Genomic DNA, 26,352 nt, shown 5'->3' on the forward strand with positions numbered 1-26,352 from the left:
TGTATATTTAGCTGATGGATTTTTACGATTTTAAAAATGCTTTCCTGATAGGTTTTTTCTTGGCTTTCATGATTGGACCTGTTTTTTTTGTACTTATTAAAACCAGTATTTTAAAAGGTGCAAGAGCTGCCATTGTTTTTGATCTGGGAGTTATTTTAGGCGATATTGTTTTTATGCTAATTGCCTATTACGGAAGTAGAACCTTGTTGGAAAAAATAAAGGATGATCCCAGACTCTTTATTGTTGGTGGATTGGTATTGGTTGTCTATGGCTTGATTACTTATTTGGATAAGAATAACAAAAAGGAAGTTGAAGGCAATGAGGAAGTAAAGATTCCTGTGAACAACAATTACATTCGCCTGTTCTTTAATGGTTTCTTCTTGAACTTTATCAATATCGGAGTTCTTATTTTCTGGTTGGGAATGATCGTTGTTATTGGTCCAACATTAGACATGAATCCTACATCAATATTGTATTATTTTGGAGTTGTTTTACTGGGTTATTTTGTAACTGATATCGGAAAGATTCTTCTTGCCAAACAGCTTAAAAATAAAATGACCCCTTTAGTTATATACAGAATTAAGAAGACCATGGGTATTTTACTCATGTTCTTTGGTGTTGTTTTGATGTTAAAGGGCTTTGGTTTTTTACCGAAAGAAGCGAAAATAAATACGCTCTTAGAGCAAGTAGATAAAAAATAAAAGCGAGGTAAAAACCTCGCTTTTATTTTTTTATTCTTTTACTGTTTCTTTTTGCAGAACAGCTTCAAGTTTATTGTTTTCTGAATTGACATCTGCCATTAATCCTGAAGGGTCAATTTTTACACTCTTTACTTTCTTTGGAGTTGTAAAAGTGTAGGTAGGGTGTGCAAAAGTCCAATCTTCAATTACTGTTGCATTGGTTGGCTTTTGTCCTCTCATCATTCGCAATGGGATGTTAAACATCTCTTTGCTTCCATCTTCATACGTTACCTCTACATCCATAGGCATTGGCATTTGACCTACTCTTTCTAAAGTAACATTCTTACCGTTTATTTCTTTTACTCCATAGTCAATAGTATGAGTTGTTTGAGTCCACTCATTTAAATACCAATCTAAGTGAATACCCGATACTTTTTCCATAGATCTCTTGATATCATTTGGTGTTGGGTGCTTGAAACTGAAATCATCAAAATACTTTTTCAATCCTTTGGCTACATTTTCTGCTCCAATTATGTATTCTAACTGAGATAAGAAAATATTCCCTTTGCTATAACTAGCAATTCCGTATCCAGTGTTTGTATGGTAGCGGTCTGCATGAGTAGACAAAGATTCTTCCAAGCCGTTTTTCACAACGTAATTATATCCTCCGTAAGATCCTCTGTGTGGATTTGTTTTTCCTGATTTTAAGATCTCGTTCTCTGCTTTGTTAGAGATATATACTGTAAATCCTTCATCCATCCATGGATGCTTGCTTTCGTTAGTTGCTAATAAGAACTGGAACCATGTATGTGCTAATTCATGTGCTGTTACTCCAAATAAGCTTCCAAAGTTTCTTTTTCCGGTAATTAAAGTACACATTGCATACTCCATACCACCGTCTCCTCCTTGGATCACAGAATACTGCTTATAAGGATAAGCTCCAACATTTTTGCTAAAGTATTCCATTAACTCAGCCGTTTTAGGTTGAAGTTCTTTCCAATTCTTTAGGTATTTCTCTTCTAGAGTTTTTTTGTACAAGAAATGCAAATCGATTCCATTATCCATCTTGTAGGTATCGTGAATGTATTCTGGATCTGCAGCCCAAGTAAAGTCATGTACGTTTGGGGCTTTAAAGTGCCATGTTAATTTCTTTCCTCGTTGCTTTTTAAGCTTCTTGTTCTTGTCTTCATATCCGTGCCCTACTTCTTGTGGGTTTTGAATATATCCGGTACCTCCTACAACATAACTTTTATCAATGTGTAATTTCACATCAAAGTTTCCCCATACTCCGTGAAACTCACGTCCAATGTATGGAGGTGTATGCCATCCTTCAAAGTCGTATTCAGCCATTTTAGGATACCATTGTGTCATAGACAAAGCCACTCCTTCTTTGTTATTTCTTCCTGAACGACGAATTTGCTTAGGTACTTGCGCATCAAACACCATGTCAAATGTTACTTTTTGACCTGACTTGATAGGCTTATTTAATTTTACTTCTAAAATAGTTCCAACAGTTTCAAAAGATACTGCCTTCCCGTCTTGCTTTAAGGATTTTACTTTGATATATCCAATCTCTTCTGGGCTTAATTTGCTAATTCTATCTCTTACTCTTCCATCTGGATCTTTGATGTTTCTAGAACGAATATCCATTTGTGAGTTAGGTTGAAATGCATTGAAATATAAGTGGTAATAAACACTACTCAACTCATCGGGAGAATTGTTTGTGTATACCAATTTTTGCTTCCCTTTGTATTGGAAAGTTTTTACATCCATATCTATATCCATTGTATAGTCTGCATGTTGTTGCCAATACCCATTTTGGGCAGTAACAACCGCACTAAACAAAAGAAAGATTGCTGTTATTTTTCTCATGTGATCACAATTGATTTTAAGTTTTATTTTCCGTTAACAATGGCGTCTGCCATTTTTAATGCATTGTATGCATTAGCAATTCTTCCGGTTACTGATAATTCAGCAAAAGGAACTTTTACTCCATCAGGATTCTCTCTTGAAGCAGATCCCGGTTTGATAACTTCTATATCTAATTTCGTACCAGAGTTCATAATGATTCTTTTCACTTGACTAGCACTTAATTGTGGATAGTAAGAACGAATTAACGCTGCAATTCCTGCAACTCCCGGAGATGCCATAGAAGTTCCTCCTTTAAAAGCATACTCATCTTCTGGAGTTGTAGAGTAAATTTGTACTCCCGGAGCAAAAATATCTACATTGATCTTACCGTAGTTTGTAAACGATGCCGGTAAGTTCTCGTTATAGTTTGAACTAATAGCTCCGATTGTAAGGAAATTATCTGAAATTTCATTTACCATATCCGGAGTATCGTTAGGGTATGTTACTTGCGTATCGATATCTTTAGAATCGTTTCCTGCTGCGTTTACAATTAGAACATCTTTTTCTTCTGCGTATTTGATCGCGTCATATACCCATTGTACTTTAGGAGAGTATCCTTTTCCGAAACTGGTATTGATTACTTTGGCTCCGTTGTCTACTGCATAACGGATTCCTAAAGCAACATCTTTATCATACTCATCTCCATCTGGAACAACTCTTACAGCCATGATCTTAACATTGGATGCAACACCATTCATTCCTTTTCCGTTGCTTCTTGTAGCTCCTACAATACCTGAAACGTGAGTTCCGTGAGATTCTTTCTTTACAGAGTGTCCTGATTTGTTATCTCCATAGACTTTGGTAGTCATAGAGTTTTCATCATCATTCAATTCTGTTCTGTAGTTTATTTTTAAAGCGTCTCCGCTTAAAAGATCGTCTGCGTTTTTTACAAGACTTGTTAGTTCATCTATAGCTTCTTGCAAAGAAGACAATCCTAGATCGAACATTTGATTTGCAATTGCAACGCTTCTTGCCATTTCTGGGTCTGAGGCATCAATTGATTTCAAGTCTTCTTTTTTGTATTCTTTCTTGTTTAATTTCTTGATGATATTGGTATTCGCAAAAGTTACAGCTTGTAAGATCTGCCCATATCTTTGCTTATTGGTTGTAGCTTCTGCTACTTTTTTATCATATGCTTTCTTAGCTCTCTTATACGTTTTAGCATCAGCAATGGTAGAGTCTTTTACAACCCTGTATAATTCTGCATTTTCTTTGTAGATCTTCCCTAAAAAGTTCCAACCGTTAATGTCATCAATAAATCCATTGTTATCATCATCCTTTCCGTTGTTAGGAATCTCATCTTCATTTACCCAAGCAACATCTTTTAAATCTTCGTGCTCAAGATCTGTACCGGAATCAACAACAGCTACAATAACCTGAGTTCCTTTTTTTCCTCTTAGGAAATCATATGCTTTTCCTACACTCATCCCCGGGATCGAATCTTTCGCAAGATCTGCATGTCCCCAAGATTTCTTTTCTTCTTCTGTTAGCGGTGCTTTTTTTCCTGTCGCAATAATAGCTACTTCTGATCCTGCAGGTACAGGGATAGTTGTAATCGCCGATTTACAACCTGTAACAAACATTGCAACTCCTAGCGTATATAACGCTGCTCTCATTATTCTCATAATCTCTAATTAAATATGTCAGTAAACTTAAAGGTTTCTTTTAATCGCACTCCTTTTTCGGTGTGTTGTACAGTACATAGTTCTGTATAAGCATCATGTTCTAAAAAAAGGAAGTATTCTTGATCGGCAGCTTCGTTTAAAAACTGCTCTTTTTCTTTAATCGTTAATAAAGGTCTGGTATCGTATCCCATTACATAAGGTAACGGAATGTGTCCTGTAGTTGGTAATAAGTCTGCCATAAAAACCACTGTCTTTCCTTGATAGTTGATCTTTGGCAACATCTGCTTTTCTGTATGACCATCCATAAACAATACATCAAACCCTACTTGTTCTTGTGTATTGGATGCTACAAAATTTAGTTGCCCGCTTTCTTCTATAGGCAGAATGTTTTCTTTTAGAAAGGAAGCTTTCTCTCTTGGGTTTGGATTTACTGCCCAATCCCAATGATTCTTATTACTCCAAAACTTTGCGTTCTTAAATGCAGGTTCGTACCCTGTACGGTCTTTATTCCACTGAATTGAACCTCCGCAATGATCAAAGTGTAAATGGGTTAAGAAAATATCTGTAATGTCATCTCTGTGAAAACCGTATTGCGCCAAAGATGCATCTAGAGAAAAGTCTCCAAACAGATAATAATACCCAAAGAATTTATCGGATTGTTTTGAGCCTAAACCGGTATCAACAAGTATTAATCTGTCTCCGTCTTCTATCAGCATACATCGCATGCTCATAGAAATCATATTCTTCTCATCTGCAGGGTTGGTTCTTTGCCATATAGACTTGGGAACTACTCCAAACATAGCGCCACCATCCAACTTAAAATTTCCTGTTTCTATCGGGTAAATTTTCATGGTTAACAAAGATGCAGAAAAAAGCTGAATATTATGTTAATAATTATCTTAAAAGCTTAAGGCTTAAGAAGTGGAATAAAAAAAGCGACGCTCGTTGGCGTCGCTTTAATAGCTTAATAAAATTCCCCCAAATTTTATTGTTATGATTTCTACTACAAAAAAACGATCTTTTTAAATGTTACTATTCTTTTATTCGTTACTGTGTCTTAAACCTTCGACGAATGGTTCATTTTTGTCGTTGAATGGAAATCTAGCTATTCTTCTTCAAAATCCAGTTCACAAACCCTCTGTATTTGTCAAACACTACGATCACAGCGATCAGTATAAGTGATATGGAAATGATAAACCCTAAATCAGATTGAAGAAAGGTTTCTTCCGTCGGCATTATCTGTAAAAATTTCATACGTGTTATGTTAAAGTCCTTTTGTTATAAAAAAATAAATCAGTGATACAAAAGCAAAGACAAAGATTGTCATTAGTGCAGTGATGATGGTCTTTTGCATTCCGTTAAACCCTCTGGTTTTTAGTCTCCATAAGTAGAATGGAATTTTCTTGAAGCTCAAAGTTCCTCGTGTGTAAGAATTTTGAACGATAGTGTAATTTTTTACCCCCATAAAAAAATGTTTTATTGTTCTTATTCACTGCTAAATTACTCTTAATCAGAACAAAACCTGCTCTAAATTCGATTAGATGCAGGTTTTGTTCGGTGAATGGTTTAAATTCTTATGTAAATAAAAATCTAATTTCCTATTTGAATAAAGGTGCTGGTATCAATAGCGTTAGGGTTGGACGTTGTAATTTCAAAGATAGCATCGTTAAAATCGTTATCTCCATTAGGCACTGTAATGTCTTCAAAAGCGATTACTGTTGAGTTACAGGTTGTGTCGTGGAAGATTAAACTCTGTTGCCTTCCACTTAAGTTGAAAGGAATATCTGTGTGTTGTGTATAGTATCCGTCTGTAATTTTTCCATTTCTCCATCCGTTTGCAATTACGAAGAACCCTATCACAGTTCCCGGTTGGAATGTTCCTAACAATCTCATGGTGTTTCCTCTGATCAATCCTCCTCCCGATCCTTGTGCTGAAGCATTCGGGAAAATAACGATCTTGTCTAGTTGATCTACAGATGTAGGTGGATTATCTGCCGGATAGGTATAATACCCCAGTACATTCTTATATCCTGCTCCTTCATCAATAAAAGTTAAAGAGACTTCTGTTTCTTCTAGGATTGTTAGATCTCTCACAGTATTGTCAAAGAATTCCGGATGTAATTCCATGGCATTTTGTTGCTCCGGCAATACATTTTGATAGATATTAGGCAATAGTGTGCTACACACTACAATATCCTCTTCCAATCCGTCTGGAGTTCCTTGATTATCGTAGGTGGTAATGGTTTTATATTCGTCTTTGGTTCTCTTTCTTAATATTTTGAAACCTCCACTTCCTTTGGCAACAAAGACCCATTCTCCATCGGCAATGATAAAGTTGGCCGAAGCATCTTCTTCTGCCAGATCCCAATAGAAAATAGGCTGAATATCTTCTCCACTTTCAGGATGTGGTGAAATAGAAATTCCATCTGCTCCGTTAGCGGCATATACATAATCATTATCTGTGGTAACACCGTTTGTATTTCCTACAACCAACATGGTTCCTTTTGACTCTGATACAACATTTCCGTTATTGGTATTGTACAATCCTATTCCATTTTTTCCTTTGGCGATATATATGTTACTACTATTGACCGGTGAAAACTCCATGGTAGATTTTCCTCTATAGGTTTCTACCACGTTTTGGTGGAAAATAGATCCTACATCATGTGAAGTTGTGCTAAGTGTTCCAGAAACATCCCCTACTCTTATAGAGGCATTATCTCCAGTAATAAGACTTACTACTTTTGAGTTGTCACTAACTCCATTTACAGTCACATATTTTGCATCACTATAACTTTCTGAAGATAACCCAGTCAGATTATCCTTATTTAAAACAACAGTTCCTCCATAGGTTTTTCCGGAAGTTACATATAAGTAGTTATTTGTAGAAGTAATTCCATTTGCTGAGGCAGATACCCCGGAGCCTTCCAAAATATTGGAAAGGTTGACCCTCTGATAGGTTTCTGAAAATAACCCTCCTAATGATTCTATTTCAATAACCTGGGCTCCGTGTAGGGCATCTGACATAGCTAACCATATTTTTCGTGAAGAATTTGTTCCTTCAAAATCGGATGTTACCGCGTTGATATCTGAATTCGGGAATGATGCTTGGCTGATGATCGATGGGAAATTAGGGTTTGAAAGATCGATGATCTCTACTGCACCCACATGTTCATTTCCTTGTTTGTGATAACTCACATAGGCTTTGTCGTCTGCCAATGTAATGTGCGTAGCACTCAGCGTCTTTCCATTGAGCACTAAAGGATCTACTTCTGCTACATGCTCCCAATAGTACATTTCTTGCGCTCCATTTACATCTGAGTTAGCAGATCTATCATTGTATCCACTTATAATAGGTTCAATGGTAGCTGTCCTGTTGATATAGGTAATTCTGTTGGACAATTGGTTTGCATCATTACTAATAGAATACGGTCTTGCTGATTCGCTTGTGACAATTTCAAGATTTTCATCTTCATAAGATTTATCTTGACAAGCAAAAAACAAAGACAGTACTAATAATTTTGTAGCTGTATTTTTGAAGCTATTATAGATCTTTTTTTCTTTAATTCTCATTTCTTTTAAATTTTTGGTTGTGTTAATAACTATATATATCCCGAATACTAATCCTGAGAGAATCAATACATATTCGCTTTCTATTGGTAATCCCGGCGGTGGCGGTGGCGGAATAGGTGGTGGTAAAGCTTGCATGAGCATGACTTATTCATTTATGGTTTACGAAGTAAAACTACCCTAACAATAAGTGTCATGTAGGTGTTTTTCGGTGAGAGACTAAGCTCTTACGGCAAATGGTTTACAATCCAGCGCGTTTGGCTTTTATCGAAGATTTATAAGGGTTCCATACGTCTTCGTATGACCTTTTAAAGAAGAACTCTTTGTAGTATGCTATCGTTCTTACAATTCTTAAATAGGTTCCTGTGTACAAGGTCATTAATGACACATAAGGCCATAGATACTTCTCTTCTTCTCTTCGTTCTGAAAAAATGTAGATACTAAACATTTGCACGTAGGACATCACGAAATAAAGCGTGAAATTCATAGGAATGATAAATTGCAGCTGGCTGCTGTAGTTAATTATGATATCTATGATATAGATCCACCAAAGAATATCTAAAACCACATTGTAAAAAACATTTTCTGCCAATGAGAAAAAGTTTGACCAATTAAAGTTGGCATTAGGGAAGTACACATCTTTGTGTTTTCTTACCCTGAATCTAATAATCGATTTATCCCAACGAAGCCTTTGCTTGGTTAATACCTTAAATTTTGAAGGTGCATTGGTTAGGCAAACTGCTTCTGGCTGGAAGAAGATCTTGTACCCGGACTTTCTGATTTTTACTGTAATGTCACCGTCCAATCCGGGTCCAATATCCCATCCACCAATACTGTCGATCACATCTTTTCTAAAGGCCCCAAAGGCTCCTGATATGATCTTATATATACCTAAATACGATGTTATAATTCTTCCTACAGAAACTGTTTTGAGATATTCTATGGCTTGAAGTTTTGCACACAAGCTTTCTCTATAGTTTCTCACTTTTACATTTCCTCCAACTGCTCCTATCTTATCATCTAAGTAAAAAGGGATTAATACTTTTTCAATGGCATCTCTATCAAACGAACAATCGGCATCTAAATGCACAATGTATTTTCCTTTGCTATAACGGAGAGCCAAGTTTGCTGCAGAGGCTTTTCCTCCTCTCATTTCATTTCTGATGAACATATCTATTAATCCCAGTTTTTCCAGATTTTTTCCAATAATGGGTGTGTCGTCATCTGAACCGTCATCAACAATAATCAGTTCAAAATTGCTAAAGGTTTGCTCATCAAGAGATTTGGTTAGTTTAAAAAGGTGCTTTCCTTCGTTCTTTCCGGGAATGATCACAGAGACAAAAGGGTTTTCTATAAACAGTTTTCGTCTGGCTTCTTCAAATTGCTCTTTTCGTGGTTTTCCTTTGAGCCAAAAAATGAATGCTACGATATAATCAATAATGATATATCGAGTAAACTCAAAGATGACAAAATACCAGAATACCCTAATGAACTTTTGTAAACCAACCACAAACCAGTAGTTCAGGTATTCTGGCAGTAGATTATGTACACTTAAAAACATCACGAAAAGTAATTTTGTATAAGGTCTTTACCTTTTATTTGTTGTATCGTTATATCTATTTTTTGTTGTTCTTCTACCAGGTTATCTGATAATAACTTTGATAAGTTATAATCGATATTTTCTAATCTTACTAATTGATTTTTTGTTGTCTCTGGTAGTAATAGGTAGTAACGATTGAAACTTTCTGAAGAAAGAATGTCTGTGTCTTTTAAATACGATTTTATAATCCCTCCGATCTCTTTCATCAGTGCTTTTTTAGCTGTTTTGTTTAGTAACTGAAGTTGACTGTTTTGAAACTTGATACTGGCAAAAAAGCTATTTCCGTTTGTTGCTTTCACTCTTTTGATCTCTTGATCTAGCAAGAGCTTAAATAGGTTTATATTTAAGCTACTTAAGTTCTCTGAATGACCATTTTTATTGAGAGTTTGATCTGTATTTCTTTTAAATAAGAACTGCTCTCCCATTTGTGTTAGCGCATAATTCCCAATGGTCTTTTGTAGTAATTCTTCTAATTTATTTTCTGTTCCACAATCAAAACACAGTGATAACATCCCCGGGTTTTGGAATTCGTGGCTACAAGAGTTACATGAATAAATGGTAGAAGGCTTATCGTAGTCGATTCCAATATGTCTTAAGTGTTTATCACATTTCGGGCACTCTAAATGTTCTTCTTTCTTGAAGTCTTTTTCCGGAGCTACATGAGCACACACAAAGTGATGAATCATGTCGTGAGCAGCAATATCAATAGAGTCACATTTTGGGCAGCACTCTCTAAAATTCAGGTAATTTCCTGAGCAACTTTTACACAGGTGAATGTAGTCTTGTAGTTTAAAAGATAAATAGTTCTTTTCTGTTACTTTTCTTAGGCTTTCCAACAACTGAACTCCTTCTGTATTTTTGAAGAACAGAGAAATAAATGGAAACTCATACCCTATAAGGCTTTCTCTCGAATGCGCAGGGGTTAATCTTGTATTTCTTGTATAGAGGTATGCTAATGTTTTGTACTGTATAAGCACCTCATGTGAAACCAATTTTGGCTCCTCCAGACTACTAATCCTGTTATTTATTGCTACAATTCTTTGAATGTAAGAACTGATCATAGTTAATTCTACTGAACCATCTATTTGAACTTGCAAATGTTTTGGTAAGTGATAGATGCTATTGACAAAAAGCGGCTTTAAAGCCACTTTAAGATTTGCATCGGTTCTGATTTCTTTAATAATCTCTTTTGAAAATACATGAGAGTCTGTATTAATAATAAAACCATCTAAGAGCGTCAATTCTTCTTTTTTCAGCTCACTCACATGTGACACCAAGAGCAGTGAGTATCCATCCTGGATAATCTTCCTCGAGTTATCATTATGCCTGACTAAATTTAACATGGTTTTCTATTTTTTAATTACTGCCTCATATTTTTTATAAAGACATGTATATCTTTTCCGGAAACTTATGTTTCTTATCTCCTTTTACATCAAAAACTACTGTTTCTCTATTTCCGTTCTTTAGGTGATCGTAATAAGACAAATGCTTGTAGTCTTCATGATCTACCGCTAGTACAATGGCATCAAATTCTCCTGAAGGAGTATTGTTCACCTCAATTCCGTAGTGCCTCTTTACTTCTCTGAAATCAACCATATAATCTTGTACTACAACTTTAAATCCTTTATTCATTAATTGCACACATAGTTCGGCTGCTTTCGAATTTCTGATGTCATTTACATTTTCTTTAAATGCAACTCCTTTTACCAGAACAGAGACAGGTTTTCTTTTGAAGATCCTTTCAAACAATCTTCTCTCTAATTGTGATACAATATGGTCTACCATTCCTTCATTAACTTCTCTCACCTGTTCTAGCAGTTTTGGTGTAAATCTATTTTGCTTGGCTTTGTTGATCAGGTAATAAGGATCTACTCCTATACAATGACCTCCAACCAATCCCGGGAAATAATTGTGGAAGTTCCACTTAGTTCCGGCTGCTTTCAAAACTTCTTTTGTATTGATATCTAAAACACTAAAGATCTGCGACAATTCATTCATCAATCCAATATTTACATCTCTTTGAATGTTCTCTACTATTTTAGCTGCTTCAGCTACTTTTAGAGAAGGTGCTTTATGAACTCCGGCCGTAACTACTGAGCTGTACACATCAGCAATTAGCTCAAGAGATTCTTTCGTACTTCCCGAAACGATCTTTGTGATCTTTGTAAACGTATGTTCTTTGTCTCCCGGATTGATTCTTTCAGGAGAATACCCTACGGTAAAATCTTCATTGAATTTTAACCTTGAAATTCTCTCCAAAATGGGCACACACACTTCTTCTGTACATCCTGGGTATACTGTTGATTCGAAAACCACACAGTCTCCTTTTTTTAGATATTTAGCAATGGTTGCAGTTGCCGATTTAATCGGACCTAAATTTGGCTTTTTTAAATCGTCAATTGGTGTTGGAACTGCTACTATATAAAACTTTGCTTCTCTCAAGATCTCCTCGTTAGAAGTAAAGTTGATATCTTTTCCTTTGAACTCTTCTTCCGGCAATTCTTCACATGGATCTTTATGCTGGATCAACTGCATTACTTTTTTTTCATTTACATCAAATCCCATGACTTTGAATTTCCCTGCCATATGAACGGCTAAAGGCAACCCTACATATCCCAAACCAACTACAGCAATACTTTCTGTCTTATTTAGTAATTGCTTGAATAGCTTTTCTTTCTTATAAGCTAACTTTGGGTACTGTATAGTTTCTTGCTCCAGAACTTCTGTTTTTAGTTTCGTTAAATTCATTTTGATTTATTTAAGGGTTAGATTTTTCTTTTGTATGATGCTAAATTAGCTAGGACTCTCTCTCTCCCCGGATTTATTAGGCTATTAAGGCTTGACAGCGGTTAAAAAGAAGAAAAGTGTAGATGAGTGGTTTTTTTCAATCTTTTTAATCAATTGCATTTTTAGGCGTGGCACAATTGAATGATTTGACTAGGATTGTCAAGATATCATGTTTCACATTTAGGGGTGTTTAACATTTTTTTTGGTGCTAAATCCGCCTTAATAACCCAATACTATTCCAGGCTCACTGTTGGACAACAGTGAACGAGAAGAAAAAATCAATAAGTAATTAGCTGCTTTTCAGCAATCGGATCAACCGGAGATTGGTCGGATCCTAGAATGGAAATAATTGTTTTGCTTCATTCTATGGGGGTGTTTAGTTTTTTATATGTCTAGTGTATGCAAGTCATATCAATACATACGTATTGTTTATGTTCATTTCTCTATGGTGAGGACATAGGAGGACTAATAAAATGAAGAGAATGTTGTTTTTTTAGATTAGCAGTCCTGCCTAAAAAAAATTAGGCCTGCAGAAAGTATTATAATCATAATCTTATTTTGGGGTGTCTAACAGTATTTTTTTAACGGCAGAGAGCCTAGAATCAACCTACAGCAATAGATGCTATTGTTAGGTAATTTTCTCTTTTTGTTGAGGACATTCAGAGGACTGTAGAAGGTGAAGAAAATTTGAGCTTTAGTTAGAAAGTAGTTATCTAGAAATCGTTTGGTTTAACTTGAGTTTATCATCTTGTCTTAGTTTAGAGGGATTAAACAATTTTTGTGACTGTTTCAGTGTATTAAATTTACTAATTATTTTACAAAGTTCCTTCAATGTTCTATTTAATTAGTTGAATGGTAGCTTTTTATAGGTGAATGGTAACAAAGTATAGATAAACGGTTTTTTTACCCGTAAAATAGATCTTTATAAAACAGCGTATTTATACCCCTTTTTCCCTTATCATTATTACGATAATTCTTAAAACTCACGATCCTTTATCTCCATTCTCTATTTATTGTGTGTATTTTGCTCAAGCTCTTTGAGGACTTTCTTCTAGATATAACCTACAAAATCACCCAAAGCCACAATCTTTTTTCTATTGATTAAAGATTACAAGCTTTAAGTGATTCTTATGAAATTGACAGTATATATCTATCTTAAATTTATTCTTATACTTCCTCTTTATTATAAAGACATATATATTCTTTTTGGAAACTTATCTTTTTTGTTTCCTTTTACATCAAAAATTACAGTTTCTTGATTTCCATTTTTTAGATGATCATAATAAGATAAATGTTTATAGTCTTCATGATCTACAGCTAACACAATGGCATCAAACTCTCCTTCAGGGGTATTGTTCACTTCAAATCCATAATGTCTTTTCACTTCTTTGGCATCTACCATATAATCTTGTACTACAACAGAAAATCCTTTATTGATCAATTTTTCACACAATTCAGCTGTTTTTGAATTTCTGATATCGTTTACATTTTCTTTAAATGCAATTCCTTTTACCAGAATTCGCACATCATTCTTTCTGAATCTTTTTGCATACAATCTTCTTTCTAACCGCAAGACTATATGTTGCACCATACTTTCATTGACTTCTCTTACCTGCTCTAACAACTTAGGCTCGTACTTCATCTCCTTAGCTTTGCTTATCAAGTAGTATGGGTCTACTCCTATACAATGCCCTCCAACCAATCCAGGAAAATAATTATGGAAATTCCATTTGGTTCCGGCCGCTTTCAAAACTTCTTCTGTATTTATATCTAATACACTAAAGACTTGCGACAACTCGTTCATCAATCCAATGTTTACATCTCTTTGAATGTTTTCTACTACTTTGGCTGCTTCAGCAACTTTTAAAGAAGGTGCTTTGTGAACTCCAGCAGTAACCACTGTACTGTACACATCTGCAATCAATTCTAATGCTTCTACTGTACTCCCGGAAACAATCTTAGTGATCTTAGTGAATGTATGTTCTTTGTCACCCGGATTGATTCTCTCCGGAGAATACCCAACAGTAAAATCCTTATTGAATTTTAATCTTGATATTCTCTCTAAAATTGGCACACATACTTCTTCTGTACATCCCGGGAATACTGTAGATTCAAATACAACGCAATCTCCTTTTTTTAGGTATTTTGCGATGGTTGCAGTTGCTGATTTAATCGGACCCAAGTTTGGTTTCTTCAGGTCATCAATAGGTGTTGGGACGGCAACAATATAAAATTTTGCTTCTTTTAAAATTTCCTCATTAGAAGTGAAGCTGATATCTTTTCCTTTAAACTCTCTTGCCGGTAACTCTTCGCATGGGTCTTTGTGCTGAATCAGTTGCATTACCTTTCCTTCATTTACATCAAATCCCATTACTTTAAATTTAGCTGCCATGTGAACAGCTAAGGGCAATCCTACATATCCTAATCCAACTACTGCAATACTCTCTTTTTTATCCAGTAATTGTTTGAATAGTTTTTCCTTCTTGTATGCCAACTTTGGGAAGCTGGTTCTTTTGTTATTTTCTGGTTTTAGTTGTGCTAAGCTCATGCTGTTTTATTTAAAGGATTAAACTTTGTTTCTTATTGATACCTCTAAATTATGAGCTATTACTACTACTGTTCCTTTTATTAGCTTATTGCTTAGCTTTTATGGATAAAGCGTGGTGAAGTTTAGACGAATGGTTTTTGAGAAATCATTGAACGAAAAAAATCCTCAAGTAATAAACTTGAGGATTTCGTGGCTTAGAGCTTTCCTACTTTAACCTTGAGGTTTAATTTGTAGAACTTCCCCCATTCTGGAATTTGCTCTTTCTCTATCGGGACGATCTCAGCTAAGATATTTCTTTCGGTAGGTTCATACTTCTTTTGAAATTCTGAGGGCGCTTTATAAGTAGAGATGTAAAGTTTATTTATAATTCCTTTGGAGACCGTTTTATCGGGAAACTCAATATAAACGATTCCTCCTTTTTTTATTTTCCCTAGGTCTTTTAAGTCAAAATATGCCTTTACAAATACCTTTTCTATATTATGTATAGTCATTACATTCTCTGTTTTGTAGCAGGCTTCTTCACTATTTTTTAAGATCTGTCCTATAACTCCTTTGATTGGCGATGTGTAGGTGTTTCCATAATTTCCTCCGCCTCCTAAGATGTCATAAGCTCCATTGTTGTCTTTCAGTCCTGCTTTTTGTCTAGACAGAAAGTACAACTCACTTCTTAAAAGGTCTATTTGATTTTTTACCAGTAGTTTTTGTGCAACTAAATCTTCCAATTTGCTTTTTGTATACACATCCAATAAGATTAGTCTGGTAATTTTCTCTTCTTGATCCAGCAAAAACTGATACCGTTTTTTTAGATTGTTTAACTGTATTCTTTTCTTCAGAATTTCTTTCAACAAGTCTTGAAGCGAATTGTTCAATCGTTCTTTTCTATCAAGACCTTTTATAACTATAGAAGCATTACTATCGAAATCGTCTTGAAAATAATTGAACAGATTCTTACCAACAGTTACCGTATCTCCTTCATTGATAAAGATTTCTTTGACACGAATATCATTTGTAAAATTCACATCTACCTTTTCCATTAATACTTGCCCGTTTCCTTCTACCCAGACAGTTTTCTTATACACAAAACTGACTAGCCAGAATAGTAAAGCAATGATGATTAGGAAGTACAAAACTCTATCTAGGTTCCATCTCTTCTTTTTCACTTTAGGCTCTTTCAGCGTTCTAATAATTGCTGTGTTCTTTTTATAAGTAAACTTTCTCATGGCTCTATATGAATTTGGTTTAACTCTTTTTGTATGGCTTTTTCTACACTTACGCTACTCAATTCTTTTACTAACTCAAAATTGATATTGGCTTTATTGAGTGCTTCTTGTGTTTTCAGGTCTTGCTCGTGCACTTCTATTTTTACCGATCCTTTTGCTTTTAAAAACTGGATCTGAAAGTCTAAGCTATAGATTAGACTTTTGCTTATTGAATATTTGTTTTGCTCTGTTTTCTCAGTAAGATCTACCGGAGTTACAATGGCTTCAATATTGCTAGCTCTGGTAAGTTCGTATACGTGAGATAGTGTTGTGTACAGCTGCCTTTTTAGCTGCAGCATATTTTCCAGCACTTTAAATTCTTCTTCTAACAATTCTAAGAGGAGTACTCCGGTTTCTTGATTGTCTAATTCAGATTTTAAAACTGTAAGAATTCGAATTCGTTCCTCCAACACTTTCCACCCTTTGTATTGGTTTCTAACATCTTTCAATTTCTCATTGTATCCTCCTACCCAAGTGATGATCTGATTGTATTCTCCTACAGATTTATCGATATGCTGCGCTGCGAGAATCTTTAACTTCGCATCAATAACTTTCTTTCGATGGTTGAATCTGATAGGAGCTCTGAATCTGACTCCCACAGCCGGAAAGAAACGATGCCCGACTCTTGAATAGTTAAAATTTTCCTGAACATAGAATGAAAAGTTCAAATCATTAATTGCTTTGTGTTGCAGATATACATTTTCCTTCTGCAGTTCTAAGTTTGCTGTTTGAGAAGCATAGGACAACGAATCTAGCCTTAGCTTTAAGAAAGGAAGACTCTTTCTATTTTGATACGGAAGAGAAACACTATCCTTTAATAATAGGTTTGTCTTCTTTAGAGTTTCCAATTGATTTTTAAGCACATGTATTTGTTGGCTCACTTCAATCAATCTTTCTCTTTTGATGTACTTCTTGAAATACAGCTTATTCAGAAAATCGAAATATTCATTCTCAAATCTTAAGAACTTCGTAAGGTGATCTATTTTTTCTGAATTGATAACATAGGTATAGTCAATTCTAAATTGTCTCCTCATTAAAATTCTTTCTGCTTCTACTTGCTCTTCTTGGAGCATATACATTTCATTCTCTAACCGCTTCGATAAGGTTCTGTTATGTGTATACCCAGACCTAAGAATATTCCACTCCAACTCTGCTCTTACTCTTCCTATGTTGAAATTGTTTGTCTCTTCGTCAAAACTGTTTCTAAAATTATATTGGGCATTGGCCTTAAACACCAGTCCTATATCTTTTTTGAACTGTTGAGATTGGATCTTCTTGAGCTCCGACTCTAAAAAGTTTACATTTTTAGTAGTATCTATTTCTGAATAAAAATCGAATTTCGGGTCGAACTTTGTACTTTTTGGAAAAACCAACAAAGGGCGCGTTTTCTGAAAAAGAGATTCGCTTTCTTTTATCAGATCGCCCAAATTTTGTGCGCTAAGGTTAAGAGCCATCAAGAAGATGCTCCCTAGCAAAAGTGTGTTGGTTTTCATTGATGTAAAAGTATTTACAAAAAAACCACAAACGATTTTTTAACGTTAAGCGGGGACGAAATGTAAGGTAAAGAGACTTTTTCTTTAGATGAACGGCTATAATAGGTTTAGCCTTTTCATCAATTCACTTCTATTAGATCTACTAACCGGGATAATGTCTTGTTTTATTAACACACTATTATCCTCTATATCAATGATTTTAGATAAGTTTATAATGTATGATCGGTGTACTTTTAAGAAAACCTCATTCGGCAATTTGTCTTCGATCTTCTTTAATGTAGAATGTACAATATGACTCTTGTCGTTTGTTTTTATTCGGATATAATCTCCTTTTGCTTCTATGACGTTAATCTCAGAAAAGTTGATTTTTACCAGTCTTCTATCTACATTAACATACAGTTCTTTTGTTCCATCAGATGTTTCTACTGATGGTTTTTCTTCTTTCTTCACAGAGAAGGTAGAGAGTTTGTTTACTGCTTTTTGAAAACGGGGTAGCTCTATAGGTTTAACCAAATAGTCTACTACACTAGGATATTCAAAAGCTTCCAGTGCAAAATTCCTGTCTGAAGTTGTTAGAATGATTTTTGGTGGGTTCTTTAATGTTTGCATAAAGTCGAACCCGGAGAAAGTAGGCATGTGAATATCTAGAAAGATCACATCTACTTCGTTGTTGTTTAAAAATTTAATAGCCTCGATAGCATTAGAAAACTCTTCTAATACATGAAGTTTAGGTACCTTCTTGCACAGCTTAGACACGATTAATCTAGCCGCAGAATCATCATCTATGATTATACAATTCATAGTTTCTCGTTTAGGGGGTGATACAATTACTCTTCTTTTAGGAGACTAAGGAAATCTGACATGGATTTCACTATTTGTACAAAAGAGTTATGGCGCCTTATCTCTTGCTGATCTCTAAGATCATTTTCGTATAGTGCAGCTTCTTCATAACCTTTTGTGAGTCCTAATATACTAATTTTATGTTTTAGTTTATGGACATTTTCCGCAGTTTTTACAAAGTTTTTTTTCTGGAAATTATTTAAGTATTCTTCAAGCTCCTCCGGTAACTCTTTTTTTAAAACTGCAATTAGCTTAGCTTCGAAGGCCTTATCTCCATCTGCTAACCCTTTAATATAATTCAAGTTTGGTGTTTCCATTATTTCTTAGGTAATGTAAAATAAAAGGTGGTTCCTTTACCCTCTTCAGAGGTTAACCAGATCTCTCCATTGTAGAAATCTACGATCTTCTTTACGATAGACAATCCCACTCCTGTAGAGTCTTCCGCCTCTTCTAAGACTTGAAATACCTGAAATACTTTTTCATGATATTTCTTAGGAATTCCAATTCCATTATCAGCGATACTAAATTCCCAAAACTTGCCTTTTGACTTGCAATCTATCTCAACTTTCCCTTCCTCTTTATCGGTATACTTGATTGCATTTCCAATCAAGTTTTGAAAAAGCTGAATCAATTTATAAGAATCTCCTTTAACGATTGGAAGTTTGTTTTTTACTGTGATTGAAAAATGATCCGGAATATGAATTGTGTCTAAAATATCTTCCACAATCACCTTCAAATTAGTGTCTTTATCAACTTTTTCGATCTTATCAATACTCGCATAATTCAAAATTCCGTTGATCAGAAGGTCCATTCTGTCAATTCTTTTCAGCAATAACTCAAAGTTTTCATTGATCTCTTCACTCGCAAACTCTTCACTATCTTCTTTCAGCCAATTTACCAAAGTATTCATACTTCGCAATGGCGATTTTAAATCGTGAGATACCACATGAGCAAAGTCATTTAACTCTTTATTACTCTTCTTGAGATCTTTTAACACCAGCTCTTTTTCTTTTTCTGCTTTCTCTCTCAAACGCAAACTCAATGCATTCTTCAACTGTGTTGCTGCTAAACTTGCAATGGTTTGCAATGTTTTTAAATGATCATAGGTAAAGAAGTCCTTGCTGCTATGTTCTGAGTCTATCACTCCAATGATCTCGTCTTCTGCAATAATGGGAACGGTAATCTCAGAAAAACGCGTTTTATCATCTACAATATATCTCTTATCCTTACTCGTATCGGCTATGATTTCCGGAACTCCTGTTTCTGCAACTGTTCCTACAATTCCTTCTCCCAATGGAATAGCAATCTGGTTTACGATCTCATTATCTGAAGAAACTTTTTCTCCATAGGCAGCGATTTGATTTAACTCTTTCTTTTCCTGATCTAATAAATAAATCACACAATCTTCAAATCCTAATAAGCCAATGGTATTCTTTGTAATTTCCCAAGCAATCTCATAGATATTGGTTTTTCCAAGGATAGATGCCATCAAATTGTTTAAGGCTTCTAGCAATGCTCCTTGCTTTAATTCTTCGGTGATGTCTTCTACCAAAGCAACTCTATATAGCATAGATCCATCTGGGTTTCTTACTGCTGCAACACTGGTTTTTGCCCAAATAACACGTCCGCTCTTGGATTTATATCTTTTATTCATAGAGAAATGGTCTAATTCTCCACTATCCATTCTATCCAAATGCTCTCTGGTAATTTTTGCATCATCTTTCAAGGACACATCTTTTACTGACAATTCCTGCATCTCTTCTTTTGTGTATTCCAACAAATTTTCAAGAGCTGTGTTGGTCATGATAAATCTATCATCACTTCCACTTAAGGCAATTCCTAATGAAGAATTCTCTACAATAGCATCTAATTGTTTTTTTTGTGTTTCGAAAGCTTCTTGTTGTGCTTTGGCTTCGGTAATATCTCTTACAATTCCGTGTGCAAATCGAGGTTCTGTTTCACCATCATGTATAATCCTCGAATTGATCTGTATCCATTTAATCTCACCTGACTTGGTATAGATGCGTGCTTGATAATTCTCAAAGTATCCAACTTCGATCAATTGATAGAAAGAGGCATATGCATATTCGTGATCTTCTTCATAGATGATCTCAGTTACGTTGAACTTTTCTTTTTTGATATCGTATCCAAAAAAATCTATGGCAGGATCGTTCATTTTCAACACGTTTCCATGCAAATCCATCAATATATAAGAGTCTCGTATGCTGTCAAAGATCCCATTAAACTCTATTGTTTGCTCATCAATTACTTTAGATAGGTTATCATTGATAGAGGCCAACTCTTGTGTTTTTTCGTAGAGTTCCAATGATTTCTGTTCAAGAATCTTTTCAGCTTGTTTGCGGGCAAGCTTTTCTCTTTCTAGTGCTTTTTGGAGTATATGGATTTTCTCATTACTCATTCCTCAAAATTACAAACTTTACTTCAGAACCATCATCTTTTAACGTGGTATAAGTTATTGAAGGTGAAGCTCCGTAGTAATCAAAAGTTTTTTCCATCAGTCCATGAGCAAAAGCATACATAGATCTGGAAGAGTAATAAATAAGTGTAAGAGAATTCTCTGTTTTGTCTGCTATTTCAAATCGTGGCAATTCGGCATCCGGGTAAATCTTTCTTACTTCTACATGAATATGACTCTCTACAGAGGAAAGTAATTCCATAGGATCATTGTAAGATTTTAGAATAGCAGGATAGTCTCGTTCGATTACACTAAAAAAGTGTAAACCATATGCATGTAGTAAATCGTTTACAGATATTTTTGTCTTTTCACTCAAATTAGTGATCAAAGACAGCATTTCAGAAAAGGCATAGGTTCCAATGGAAGTATATGCTCCTTGGGAAGGAAGATCAGATTTTTCAATGATCTCATCAACAGTTTCTAATCCAAATTTGGATTCTACCAGCTCTAAAAATTCTGTAAAAACAATTCCTTTCATAGTTTACAATATTAATTCGTTGTCTACCCAGTATTCGATCAATCCTTGTATTTTCTTTTTATAGTCTTCGTAATGCAAAGGTTTGATCATGTAGCCTGATGCTCCTATTTCATAGCACCTTTTTATATCGTTATGATTGTTTGAGGTAGACATTACTACGATAGGAATATACTGTAAATTTTCGTTAGTTTTTAAAATCTTTAAAAATTCAACGCCATTTACCTTAGGCATATTTAAATCTAGGACAATTAAATTAGGTAAGTCTATTCGTTCCAAAACTTCCAAAGCTTTCTCTCCATTCTCTGCTTCTACAATTGTGTGATTGCCTAATTTTGATGCCACTTTTGCAAACTTCATGCGTTCAATTTCATCATCTTCAATCAAAAGTATCTTTAGCTTGTTCATTTTATGTGATTGGTTTCGAATGCAAAAATTACCAAAAAAGAATGAATTTAGGCTAGCTTTAGTTTAATGGGTAGTAAACATCGACGAATGGTAGATTTTCTTCGTTAAACGAAAAAAAAGTATCAATAAATCAATATTTAAAGCAAAAATCATTGCTGAAGACGCAAGTAGTTTCTATGGTCTTTTCATTTTTAACCCTTTTAAAACATTGTAGAATTCAATCTACCACATGAACCTCAACTTATTTTTTAGACGAGAACATATATAACCAGATCATTCGAGATAATTTAAAATTCACTCCAAACAATACTACTAACATCAATGCTGTTAAGCCTAGACTTGAGAACCAATCTAGGTTTACTATAAATCTTGAAACGATAAATACGATTACACTTTCTGCCACATTTAAAGCATAACTAACATACATTGCTCCAAAAAAGAAACCCGGTTCTTTTTCGTAGGTGAGATTGCAATGAGAGCAATTATCCTTCATTTTTCCTATTTTAAATAAATTAAAAATAGAATTTTCAAAAACCTTTCCTTTATTACATCTAGGGCATTTATTTGAAAGCAAAGCGACAAGTGGTTTCATGTAAAAATATTTTTGCAAAATTACTCCTCTTGAACTCGAAAACTATTATCTATAAGTTGCTTAAATTTGTATAATTAAGACATTTCTATATGATTCCTATTTTAAATATTGAAAATTTCAACCCTCCGATAGAAATTGAAAATTACTTTTACAGCAATCATTTAGACATTCACCTTAAAAAGAATGAACAACATTTTAATCAGCCTCACAGACACAGTTTTTATTTATGCGTATTAATTATTGAAGGTGAAGGCAGGCACGAAATAGATTTTACCTCTTATGATGTAAAACCCGGGCGAGTATTTTTTTTAAAACCCGGACAATCTCATTTTTGGGATTTTACTTCTTCTGTAAAAGGGTATATTTTTTTTCATACTCTCGAGTTTTTCAGACTTAGCATGAATGAATTAAATTTAAACGAGTTTCCTTTCTACACGTTAAATGAACCTTTTTTAGATCTACCTAAGGGTAAAATTCAATTCTTTACGCAGTCTTTTGAAAACATTAATAATGAGTATAATAACGATCAAGTATTTAAAAGAGCTTATTTATTAAGTTTGGTTAATGTTATTTATATCGATTTTCTAAGGCTCTTTGATCAAAAGAGTAAACCACTACCAAAGCAGTCTATAAATAACTTAATTCTTGTGCATAAATTAGAAAGTTTAATTACCTCACATTTTAAACAAAACAAAAAAGCGGCTTTTTATGCTGAGCAGCTTCATGTATCTGTAAGACATTTAAATAGAATCTCTAAAGAAGTTTTGAATAAGACACTCACAGAAATTTTACATGACAAAATCATTTTAGAAGCAAAAAGACTTTTAGTTCATACAAAACAACGATTGACTACTATAGCAATTGAGTTGGGTTTTGAAGATTATTCTCATTTTTCTAAATTCTTTAAGCTTAAAACCGGTGAAAGTCCCAGTTCGTTTAGGAAACGTTACTAATATGCACGTTCTAAAAAAGCTTTTCCAGAAATAAAAAAACCTTGATTTTACGTAAAATCAAGGTTTTTTTGAGGTGCCGAGCGGATTCGAACCGCTGTAGATGGTGTTGCAGACCACTGCCTAGCCACTCGGCCACGGCACCATTAAGGAGTGCAAATTTACATTTTTTTTGTTTCTGGCACTACTTTTTTTTCTTTTACCTGCTTTGTTCTAAAATAATGACCACTTCTTCTACATTTCCTCCGATGGGCGGATTAACCTTCGCCACCTTTACTGTGGCTTTTTCAATCATGGAAATTTCTTTGAAAAAACGATCTAAAATACGCTGCGCTACTTCTTCTAAGAGCTTAGAACGTATGGCCATTTCTTGTTTTACAATATGATTTAAATGTACATAATCTACCGTGTCTGACAATTCATCGGTTTGCGATGATTTGGTTAGATCTGCATCTACCTCAACGTCTACACGATACCAAGATCCTATTTTTGCTTCTTCTTCTAAACATCCGTGATTGGAATACAGTCGGATGTTATTAACTTGAATTTTACCCATGCTTATATTTTCTCCCACATTTTTTGTGAATTCAAACGAAATGATCCTAAATGATCAAATCGACATTGATCAGGAGCGATCAATGATAGAAAAGGTTCTTTGTTTTTATTGTTATACAAGTGATAGATCTCACCTATAACAGGTTCAAAATTAAACTTGGCATTGTACACCAGGTCGTTGTATTCGAATTGTGTCATCAATTCTTCATACGCTTTTTTGATCTCGTCAAATTTGCTCTTCAGTTGCTTGTTTACCCTGTCTACACCATCATTTCTCCAAGTTGCTGTATCGGTGGGTTTGATCGCAGGAGCACTGGCATTGGTTCCATAGGGTTTTAAAGAAGCATCGTACTTCTCTGTTTCCTCATTATAGACTACTAAATCCGGTTTCTTTGCCATTTTTAAATAAAAAGCAAAATTACAAATAAATCATGTTGTATTTTTATTCCTACATATGGAAATAGTATTTGATTTTTCTTTTTCAAGTGTTCTAGACATTCTCTCTATTTCAACGGCTTTTGTGTTGGGTTTGCTCTTTACCTCATCAAAAACCAAAAATAGAAGGGCTAATATCTTTTTGGGAGTATTCTTGTGGTCTTTGTCACTTGAAGTATTGGGATCTTTTCTAGAATCTGTTCAAGGAATTTCCTTTACAGTTCCGAATACGACTCTCTTTACTATTCCTTTTCTGTTGTTGTATGTAAGAAAGAGTTTGAACTTATCTATAAACTTCTATTATCTCTTACTTTTCATTCCGGGAATGATTATTAATTTTTATCCTATCGGTCATTTTATAGAATATCTTTTTAATATCCCTATCCTAGTATATGTTCTGATGATGCTAAAAACGCACAGATCTCTGCTAGGTGATTATTTTTCTGCTCTTGAAAATAAAACATTGGAATGGATCAAAACCATCATCTTTATCTTCTTGTTCTTTCACCTTTTATGGATCGTAGAAGATATTGTAGGCTTTCAAAATGAGAACATCGGAGGGTATTTTGCCATCACATCAACCATTCTCACCTTTTTTATGATCTATTGGATTGGTTACAATGGATTCTCTCAACCTGAGATCTTTTCGTCTTTGCAATTTCAAATGACAGCTCCTGAGGAAACGGCATTGACAATTGAGGAGTATCAAGAAGACAATCAACGATTTTCTGAAATGTCTGCAACCATTGTTGAAAGAGAACTTTTTAAAGATCCTAATTTAGATCTTAGATCCTTATCGGATCAGTTGGGAATGAAAGAAAAAGAGGTTTCTCGTCTTATCAAATCGAATACACAAAAGAACTTTTATCATTATATCAATCAATTTAGGATAGAAGATTTCAAAAAACTACTTGCTTCTCCTAAAGCTTCACAATTATCACTTCTCGGACTTGCCATGGAAGCCGGATTTTCCTCAAAATCAACCTTCTACTCTGTTTTTAAAAACACTGAGGGCATTACTCCAAAACAGTATCAAAATCAGCTAAAAAGTCCGAATAACGGTTAGTCGGACTCATCTTCGGACACATCGTATAGGATAAAGCGTCACATAGATGTTATGAATAACAAATAACATCATACGTAACCTTAAAATATTGAAATTATGCTGAAAAAAATGTTTGTTGCAGGAGTGCTATTAACTAGTATTATTGCCATGAGTTGTGCTTCCTGCACCTCAAATAACGATACCGATCTTACAGTTACCGGAACTATTGATCCGGGAAACGACCCTAACTTTACCATCGTTGCTCATTCCGATCCCGGGTTTTCTTCTTTTAATAGAAAAGTGGTTGTCTTTGGAATTGATATTTATGCGGTAGCCGGTGTTGATGATGTAAAATTGTTACATGCTGCCAACATTATGGCGCAGTACTTAGACAATGATGAAGATGGTACTGTAGATGACCAAGCAGTATTGGATCAAATGATTGCAGGGAAAGCTTTTTTAGTCATGTGGGCTAATGAAAACGACTTGAACATCAATCCTCCTTCAGGAAGGATTGGGCAAGATTTAGGAAATGATGAAACCAATCCTAATTATGTTTCAAGTGGTTTTACGGGTCGATTTGACGCTGCTTTAGAAGAAGTTTTACACATCATTAACAACGCAGGACATTCTAGAGCTTATCCTAGCGCATTTGGGCAAGCACAGGGTTCTGATTTGGCTAATGCTATGGATATTGCCAGAGGCGGTCAGTTCTTAACTATTCCAAATTCTTATCCTGCTGGAGCTTGGTATACTTATAACGATACTACTTGCGATTATGCTTCGTGTCAAACGATTGAATACTTGTACTGGGCACTGACTTCTATTTTAGGAGCTCAGGCATCTGATGTTCGTTTGAACGAAATTAACAATGAGTGGAAACTAAACACTAGAGAGAAAGTGCAACAAACGGATGTAGCTATTTACAATTTGCTTACAGATCCACAGTATAAAATGCCAACGGTATTGCCTGACGGTACCTACCGAAGGTAAGCTTTCCTAAACTCCTTCGTTCTTTGTCTCGGAGGAGTTTTTCTTATTTCAGAAACAACAGGGAAAGTAGTTTTAATCCGCTTATTTTCTTTAATTTTGCGCTTTCAAAT

General features: G+C 34.7%; 24 protein-coding genes, 1 tRNA gene and 1 pseudogene. 5 read left to right on the forward strand and 21 right to left on the reverse strand.

The window, feature by feature from the left end; genetic code table 11:
* The first annotated feature begins 14 nt into the window (after nucleotides 1-14).
* Nucleotides 15-701, forward strand: a complete 687-nt coding sequence (locus ACFSRZ_RS04885) for a LysE family translocator (RefSeq protein ID WP_379665402.1) — start codon at nucleotides 15-17, stop codon at nucleotides 699-701.
* Nucleotides 702-731: 30 nt separating this feature from the next.
* On the opposite strand, the gene ACFSRZ_RS04890 is transcribed toward ACFSRZ_RS04885, so the two are convergent.
* The 18 genes from ACFSRZ_RS04890 to ACFSRZ_RS04975 all read right to left on the reverse strand — a co-directional run bounded on the left by ACFSRZ_RS04890 (nucleotide 732) and on the right by ACFSRZ_RS04975 (nucleotide 22,264).
* Nucleotides 732-2,552, reverse strand: a complete 1,821-nt coding sequence (locus tag ACFSRZ_RS04890) for a M1 family metallopeptidase (RefSeq protein WP_379665403.1) — start codon at nucleotides 2,550-2,552, stop codon at nucleotides 732-734.
* Between the two features lie 23 nt (nucleotides 2,553-2,575).
* Entirely contained in the window at nucleotides 2,576-4,216 is a 1,641-nt protein-coding gene (locus ACFSRZ_RS04895) for a S8 family peptidase (RefSeq protein WP_379665404.1), read from the reverse strand.
* Between the two features lie 5 nt (nucleotides 4,217-4,221).
* Nucleotides 4,222-5,067, reverse strand: coding sequence for an MBL fold metallo-hydrolase (locus tag ACFSRZ_RS04900; protein ID WP_379665405.1), 846 nt, complete (start codon nucleotides 5,065-5,067; stop codon nucleotides 4,222-4,224).
* A gap of 250 nt (nucleotides 5,068-5,317) precedes the next feature.
* The gene (locus ACFSRZ_RS04905; protein WP_379665406.1) at nucleotides 5,318-5,470 is read right to left on the reverse strand and encodes a hypothetical protein; all 153 of its coding nucleotides are present in this window, start codon (nucleotides 5,468-5,470) and stop codon (nucleotides 5,318-5,320) included.
* 10 nt (nucleotides 5,471-5,480) lie between these two features.
* The gene (locus ACFSRZ_RS04910; protein WP_379665407.1) at nucleotides 5,481-5,681 is read right to left on the reverse strand and encodes a hypothetical protein; all 201 of its coding nucleotides are present in this window, start codon (nucleotides 5,679-5,681) and stop codon (nucleotides 5,481-5,483) included.
* Nucleotides 5,682-5,806: 125 nt separating this feature from the next.
* The gene (locus tag ACFSRZ_RS04915; protein WP_379665408.1) at nucleotides 5,807-7,930 is read right to left on the reverse strand and encodes a DUF4114 domain-containing protein; all 2,124 of its coding nucleotides are present in this window, start codon (nucleotides 7,928-7,930) and stop codon (nucleotides 5,807-5,809) included.
* Nucleotides 7,931-8,027: 97 nt separating this feature from the next.
* A complete protein-coding gene (locus ACFSRZ_RS04920) occupies nucleotides 8,028-9,347 on the reverse strand; it encodes a glycosyltransferase family 2 protein (RefSeq protein WP_379665409.1) in 1,320 nt (439 codons plus the stop codon).
* A complete protein-coding gene (locus ACFSRZ_RS04925; protein WP_379665410.1) occupies nucleotides 9,347-10,729 on the reverse strand; it encodes a TackOD1 domain-containing metal-binding protein in 1,383 nt (460 codons plus the stop codon). Before ACFSRZ_RS04925 ends, ACFSRZ_RS04920 begins: the two co-directional genes overlap by 1 nt.
* A 34-nt stretch (nucleotides 10,730-10,763) precedes the next feature.
* A complete protein-coding gene (locus tag ACFSRZ_RS04930; RefSeq protein WP_379665411.1) occupies nucleotides 10,764-12,134 on the reverse strand; it encodes a nucleotide sugar dehydrogenase in 1,371 nt (456 codons plus the stop codon).
* A gap of 1,222 nt (nucleotides 12,135-13,356) precedes the next feature.
* Nucleotides 13,357-14,721, reverse strand: coding sequence for a nucleotide sugar dehydrogenase (locus tag ACFSRZ_RS04935; protein ID WP_379665412.1), 1,365 nt, complete (start codon nucleotides 14,719-14,721; stop codon nucleotides 13,357-13,359).
* Between the two features lie 194 nt (nucleotides 14,722-14,915).
* Nucleotides 14,916-15,941 carry an HlyD family efflux transporter periplasmic adaptor subunit gene (locus ACFSRZ_RS04940; RefSeq protein ID WP_379665413.1) on the reverse strand — a complete coding sequence of 342 codons (1,026 nt, stop codon included), beginning with the start codon at nucleotides 15,939-15,941 and terminating at the stop codon, nucleotides 14,916-14,918.
* Complete coding sequence (locus tag ACFSRZ_RS04945) at nucleotides 15,938-17,473, reverse strand: hypothetical protein (RefSeq protein ID WP_379665414.1); 1,536 nt, start codon at nucleotides 17,471-17,473, stop codon at nucleotides 15,938-15,940. The genes ACFSRZ_RS04940 and ACFSRZ_RS04945 overlap by 4 nt, the downstream gene beginning before the upstream one ends.
* 96 nt (nucleotides 17,474-17,569) lie before the next feature.
* Nucleotides 17,570-18,274 carry a LytR/AlgR family response regulator transcription factor gene (locus ACFSRZ_RS04950; protein ID WP_379665415.1) on the reverse strand — a complete coding sequence of 235 codons (705 nt, stop codon included), beginning with the start codon at nucleotides 18,272-18,274 and terminating at the stop codon, nucleotides 17,570-17,572.
* A 26-nt stretch (nucleotides 18,275-18,300) separates the two neighbouring features.
* A complete protein-coding gene (locus ACFSRZ_RS04955; RefSeq protein WP_379665416.1) occupies nucleotides 18,301-18,630 on the reverse strand; it encodes an Hpt domain-containing protein in 330 nt (109 codons plus the stop codon).
* On the reverse strand, nucleotides 18,630-20,732 hold the full coding sequence (locus tag ACFSRZ_RS04960) for a PAS domain-containing sensor histidine kinase (protein WP_379665417.1): 2,103 nt from the start codon (nucleotides 20,730-20,732) through the stop codon (nucleotides 18,630-18,632). The genes ACFSRZ_RS04955 and ACFSRZ_RS04960 overlap by 1 nt, the downstream gene beginning before the upstream one ends.
* Nucleotides 20,725-21,267: a heme NO-binding domain-containing protein gene (locus tag ACFSRZ_RS04965; protein ID WP_379665418.1), complete on the reverse strand. Its 543-nt coding sequence runs from the start codon at nucleotides 21,265-21,267 to the stop codon at nucleotides 20,725-20,727. Before ACFSRZ_RS04965 ends, ACFSRZ_RS04960 begins: the two co-directional genes overlap by 8 nt.
* A 3-nt stretch (nucleotides 21,268-21,270) precedes the next feature.
* Complete coding sequence (locus tag ACFSRZ_RS04970) at nucleotides 21,271-21,672, reverse strand: response regulator (RefSeq protein ID WP_379665419.1); 402 nt, start codon at nucleotides 21,670-21,672, stop codon at nucleotides 21,271-21,273.
* A gap of 241 nt (nucleotides 21,673-21,913) precedes the next feature.
* Entirely contained in the window at nucleotides 21,914-22,264 is a 351-nt protein-coding gene (locus tag ACFSRZ_RS04975; RefSeq protein WP_379665420.1) for a DUF983 domain-containing protein, read from the reverse strand.
* 89 nt (nucleotides 22,265-22,353) lie between these two features.
* On the opposite strand from ACFSRZ_RS04975, the pseudogene ACFSRZ_RS04980 reads away from it, so the two are divergent.
* Together ACFSRZ_RS04980 and ACFSRZ_RS04985 are read left to right on the forward strand one after the other, a co-directional pair.
* Nucleotides 22,354-22,584 (forward strand): annotated as a pseudogene (locus ACFSRZ_RS04980) (AraC family ligand binding domain-containing protein); the annotation flags it as partial.
* A gap of 78 nt (nucleotides 22,585-22,662) precedes the next feature.
* The gene (locus ACFSRZ_RS04985; RefSeq protein WP_379665503.1) at nucleotides 22,663-23,217 is read left to right on the forward strand and encodes a helix-turn-helix domain-containing protein; all 555 of its coding nucleotides are present in this window, start codon (nucleotides 22,663-22,665) and stop codon (nucleotides 23,215-23,217) included.
* A 71-nt stretch (nucleotides 23,218-23,288) separates the two neighbouring features.
* Here ACFSRZ_RS04985 and ACFSRZ_RS04990 read toward each other — a convergent pair.
* The 3 genes from ACFSRZ_RS04990 to ACFSRZ_RS05000 form a co-directional block, all read right to left on the reverse strand.
* Nucleotides 23,289-23,359 (reverse strand) — tRNA-Cys (locus ACFSRZ_RS04990).
* Nucleotides 23,360-23,413: 54 nt separating this feature from the next.
* On the reverse strand, nucleotides 23,414-23,770 hold the full coding sequence (gene folB, locus ACFSRZ_RS04995; RefSeq protein WP_379665421.1) for a dihydroneopterin aldolase: 357 nt from the start codon (nucleotides 23,768-23,770) through the stop codon (nucleotides 23,414-23,416).
* A gap of 2 nt (nucleotides 23,771-23,772) precedes the next feature.
* Entirely contained in the window at nucleotides 23,773-24,168 is a 396-nt protein-coding gene (locus tag ACFSRZ_RS05000; protein ID WP_379665422.1) for a DUF2452 domain-containing protein, read from the reverse strand.
* Nucleotides 24,169-24,223: 55 nt separating this feature from the next.
* On the opposite strand from ACFSRZ_RS05000, the gene ACFSRZ_RS05005 reads away from it, so the two are divergent.
* Nucleotides 24,224-25,270 carry a helix-turn-helix domain-containing protein gene (locus ACFSRZ_RS05005; protein ID WP_379665423.1) on the forward strand — a complete coding sequence of 349 codons (1,047 nt, stop codon included), beginning with the start codon at nucleotides 24,224-24,226 and terminating at the stop codon, nucleotides 25,268-25,270.
* A 96-nt stretch (nucleotides 25,271-25,366) separates the two neighbouring features.
* On the forward strand, nucleotides 25,367-26,242 hold the full coding sequence (locus tag ACFSRZ_RS05010; protein WP_379665424.1) for a hypothetical protein: 876 nt from the start codon (nucleotides 25,367-25,369) through the stop codon (nucleotides 26,240-26,242).
* The last annotated feature ends 110 nt before the right edge of the window (nucleotides 26,243-26,352 follow it).

It is taken from the genome of Pseudotenacibaculum haliotis (assembly GCF_042684245.1).
GTDB classification, from domain to species: domain Bacteria; phylum Bacteroidota; class Bacteroidia; order Flavobacteriales; family Flavobacteriaceae; genus Polaribacter; species Polaribacter haliotis_A.

What these genes read in the sequence shown, in the direction of transcription:
- ACFSRZ_RS04885 (WP_379665402.1), top strand. Translation starts at nt 15, where the DNA reads ATGGATTTTTACGATTTTAAAAATGCTTTCCTGATAGGTTTTTTCTTG.
- ACFSRZ_RS04890 (WP_379665403.1), bottom strand. Translation starts at nt 2,552, where the DNA reads ATGAGAAAAATAACAGCAATCTTTCTTTTGTTTAGTGCGGTTGTTACT.
- ACFSRZ_RS04895 (WP_379665404.1), bottom strand. Translation starts at nt 4,216, where the DNA reads ATGAGAATAATGAGAGCAGCGTTATATACGCTAGGAGTTGCAATGTTT.
- ACFSRZ_RS04900 (WP_379665405.1), bottom strand. Translation starts at nt 5,067, where the DNA reads ATGAAAATTTACCCGATAGAAACAGGAAATTTTAAGTTGGATGGTGGC.
- ACFSRZ_RS04905 (WP_379665406.1), bottom strand. Translation starts at nt 5,470, where the DNA reads ATGAAATTTTTACAGATAATGCCGACGGAAGAAACCTTTCTTCAATCT.
- ACFSRZ_RS04910 (WP_379665407.1), bottom strand. Translation starts at nt 5,681, where the DNA reads ATGGGGGTAAAAAATTACACTATCGTTCAAAATTCTTACACACGAGGA.
- ACFSRZ_RS04915 (WP_379665408.1), bottom strand. Translation starts at nt 7,930, where the DNA reads ATGCTCATGCAAGCTTTACCACCACCTATTCCGCCACCGCCACCGCCG.
- ACFSRZ_RS04920 (WP_379665409.1), bottom strand. Translation starts at nt 9,347, where the DNA reads ATGTTTTTAAGTGTACATAATCTACTGCCAGAATACCTGAACTACTGG.
- ACFSRZ_RS04925 (WP_379665410.1), bottom strand. Translation starts at nt 10,729, where the DNA reads ATGTTAAATTTAGTCAGGCATAATGATAACTCGAGGAAGATTATCCAG.
- ACFSRZ_RS04930 (WP_379665411.1), bottom strand. Translation starts at nt 12,134, where the DNA reads ATGAATTTAACGAAACTAAAAACAGAAGTTCTGGAGCAAGAAACTATA.
- ACFSRZ_RS04935 (WP_379665412.1), bottom strand. Translation starts at nt 14,721, where the DNA reads ATGAGCTTAGCACAACTAAAACCAGAAAATAACAAAAGAACCAGCTTC.
- ACFSRZ_RS04940 (WP_379665413.1), bottom strand. Translation starts at nt 15,941, where the DNA reads ATGAGAAAGTTTACTTATAAAAAGAACACAGCAATTATTAGAACGCTG.
- ACFSRZ_RS04945 (WP_379665414.1), bottom strand. Translation starts at nt 17,473, where the DNA reads ATGAAAACCAACACACTTTTGCTAGGGAGCATCTTCTTGATGGCTCTT.
- ACFSRZ_RS04950 (WP_379665415.1), bottom strand. Translation starts at nt 18,274, where the DNA reads ATGAATTGTATAATCATAGATGATGATTCTGCGGCTAGATTAATCGTG.
- ACFSRZ_RS04955 (WP_379665416.1), bottom strand. Translation starts at nt 18,630, where the DNA reads ATGGAAACACCAAACTTGAATTATATTAAAGGGTTAGCAGATGGAGAT.
- ACFSRZ_RS04960 (WP_379665417.1), bottom strand. Translation starts at nt 20,732, where the DNA reads ATGAGTAATGAGAAAATCCATATACTCCAAAAAGCACTAGAAAGAGAA.
- ACFSRZ_RS04965 (WP_379665418.1), bottom strand. Translation starts at nt 21,267, where the DNA reads ATGAAAGGAATTGTTTTTACAGAATTTTTAGAGCTGGTAGAATCCAAA.
- ACFSRZ_RS04970 (WP_379665419.1), bottom strand. Translation starts at nt 21,672, where the DNA reads ATGAACAAGCTAAAGATACTTTTGATTGAAGATGATGAAATTGAACGC.
- ACFSRZ_RS04975 (WP_379665420.1), bottom strand. Translation starts at nt 22,264, where the DNA reads ATGAAACCACTTGTCGCTTTGCTTTCAAATAAATGCCCTAGATGTAAT.
- ACFSRZ_RS04985 (WP_379665503.1), top strand. Translation starts at nt 22,663, where the DNA reads ATGAATGAATTAAATTTAAACGAGTTTCCTTTCTACACGTTAAATGAA.
- folB (WP_379665421.1), bottom strand. Translation starts at nt 23,770, where the DNA reads ATGGGTAAAATTCAAGTTAATAACATCCGACTGTATTCCAATCACGGA.
- ACFSRZ_RS05000 (WP_379665422.1), bottom strand. Translation starts at nt 24,168, where the DNA reads ATGGCAAAGAAACCGGATTTAGTAGTCTATAATGAGGAAACAGAGAAG.
- ACFSRZ_RS05005 (WP_379665423.1), top strand. Translation starts at nt 24,224, where the DNA reads ATGGAAATAGTATTTGATTTTTCTTTTTCAAGTGTTCTAGACATTCTC.
- ACFSRZ_RS05010 (WP_379665424.1), top strand. Translation starts at nt 25,367, where the DNA reads ATGCTGAAAAAAATGTTTGTTGCAGGAGTGCTATTAACTAGTATTATT.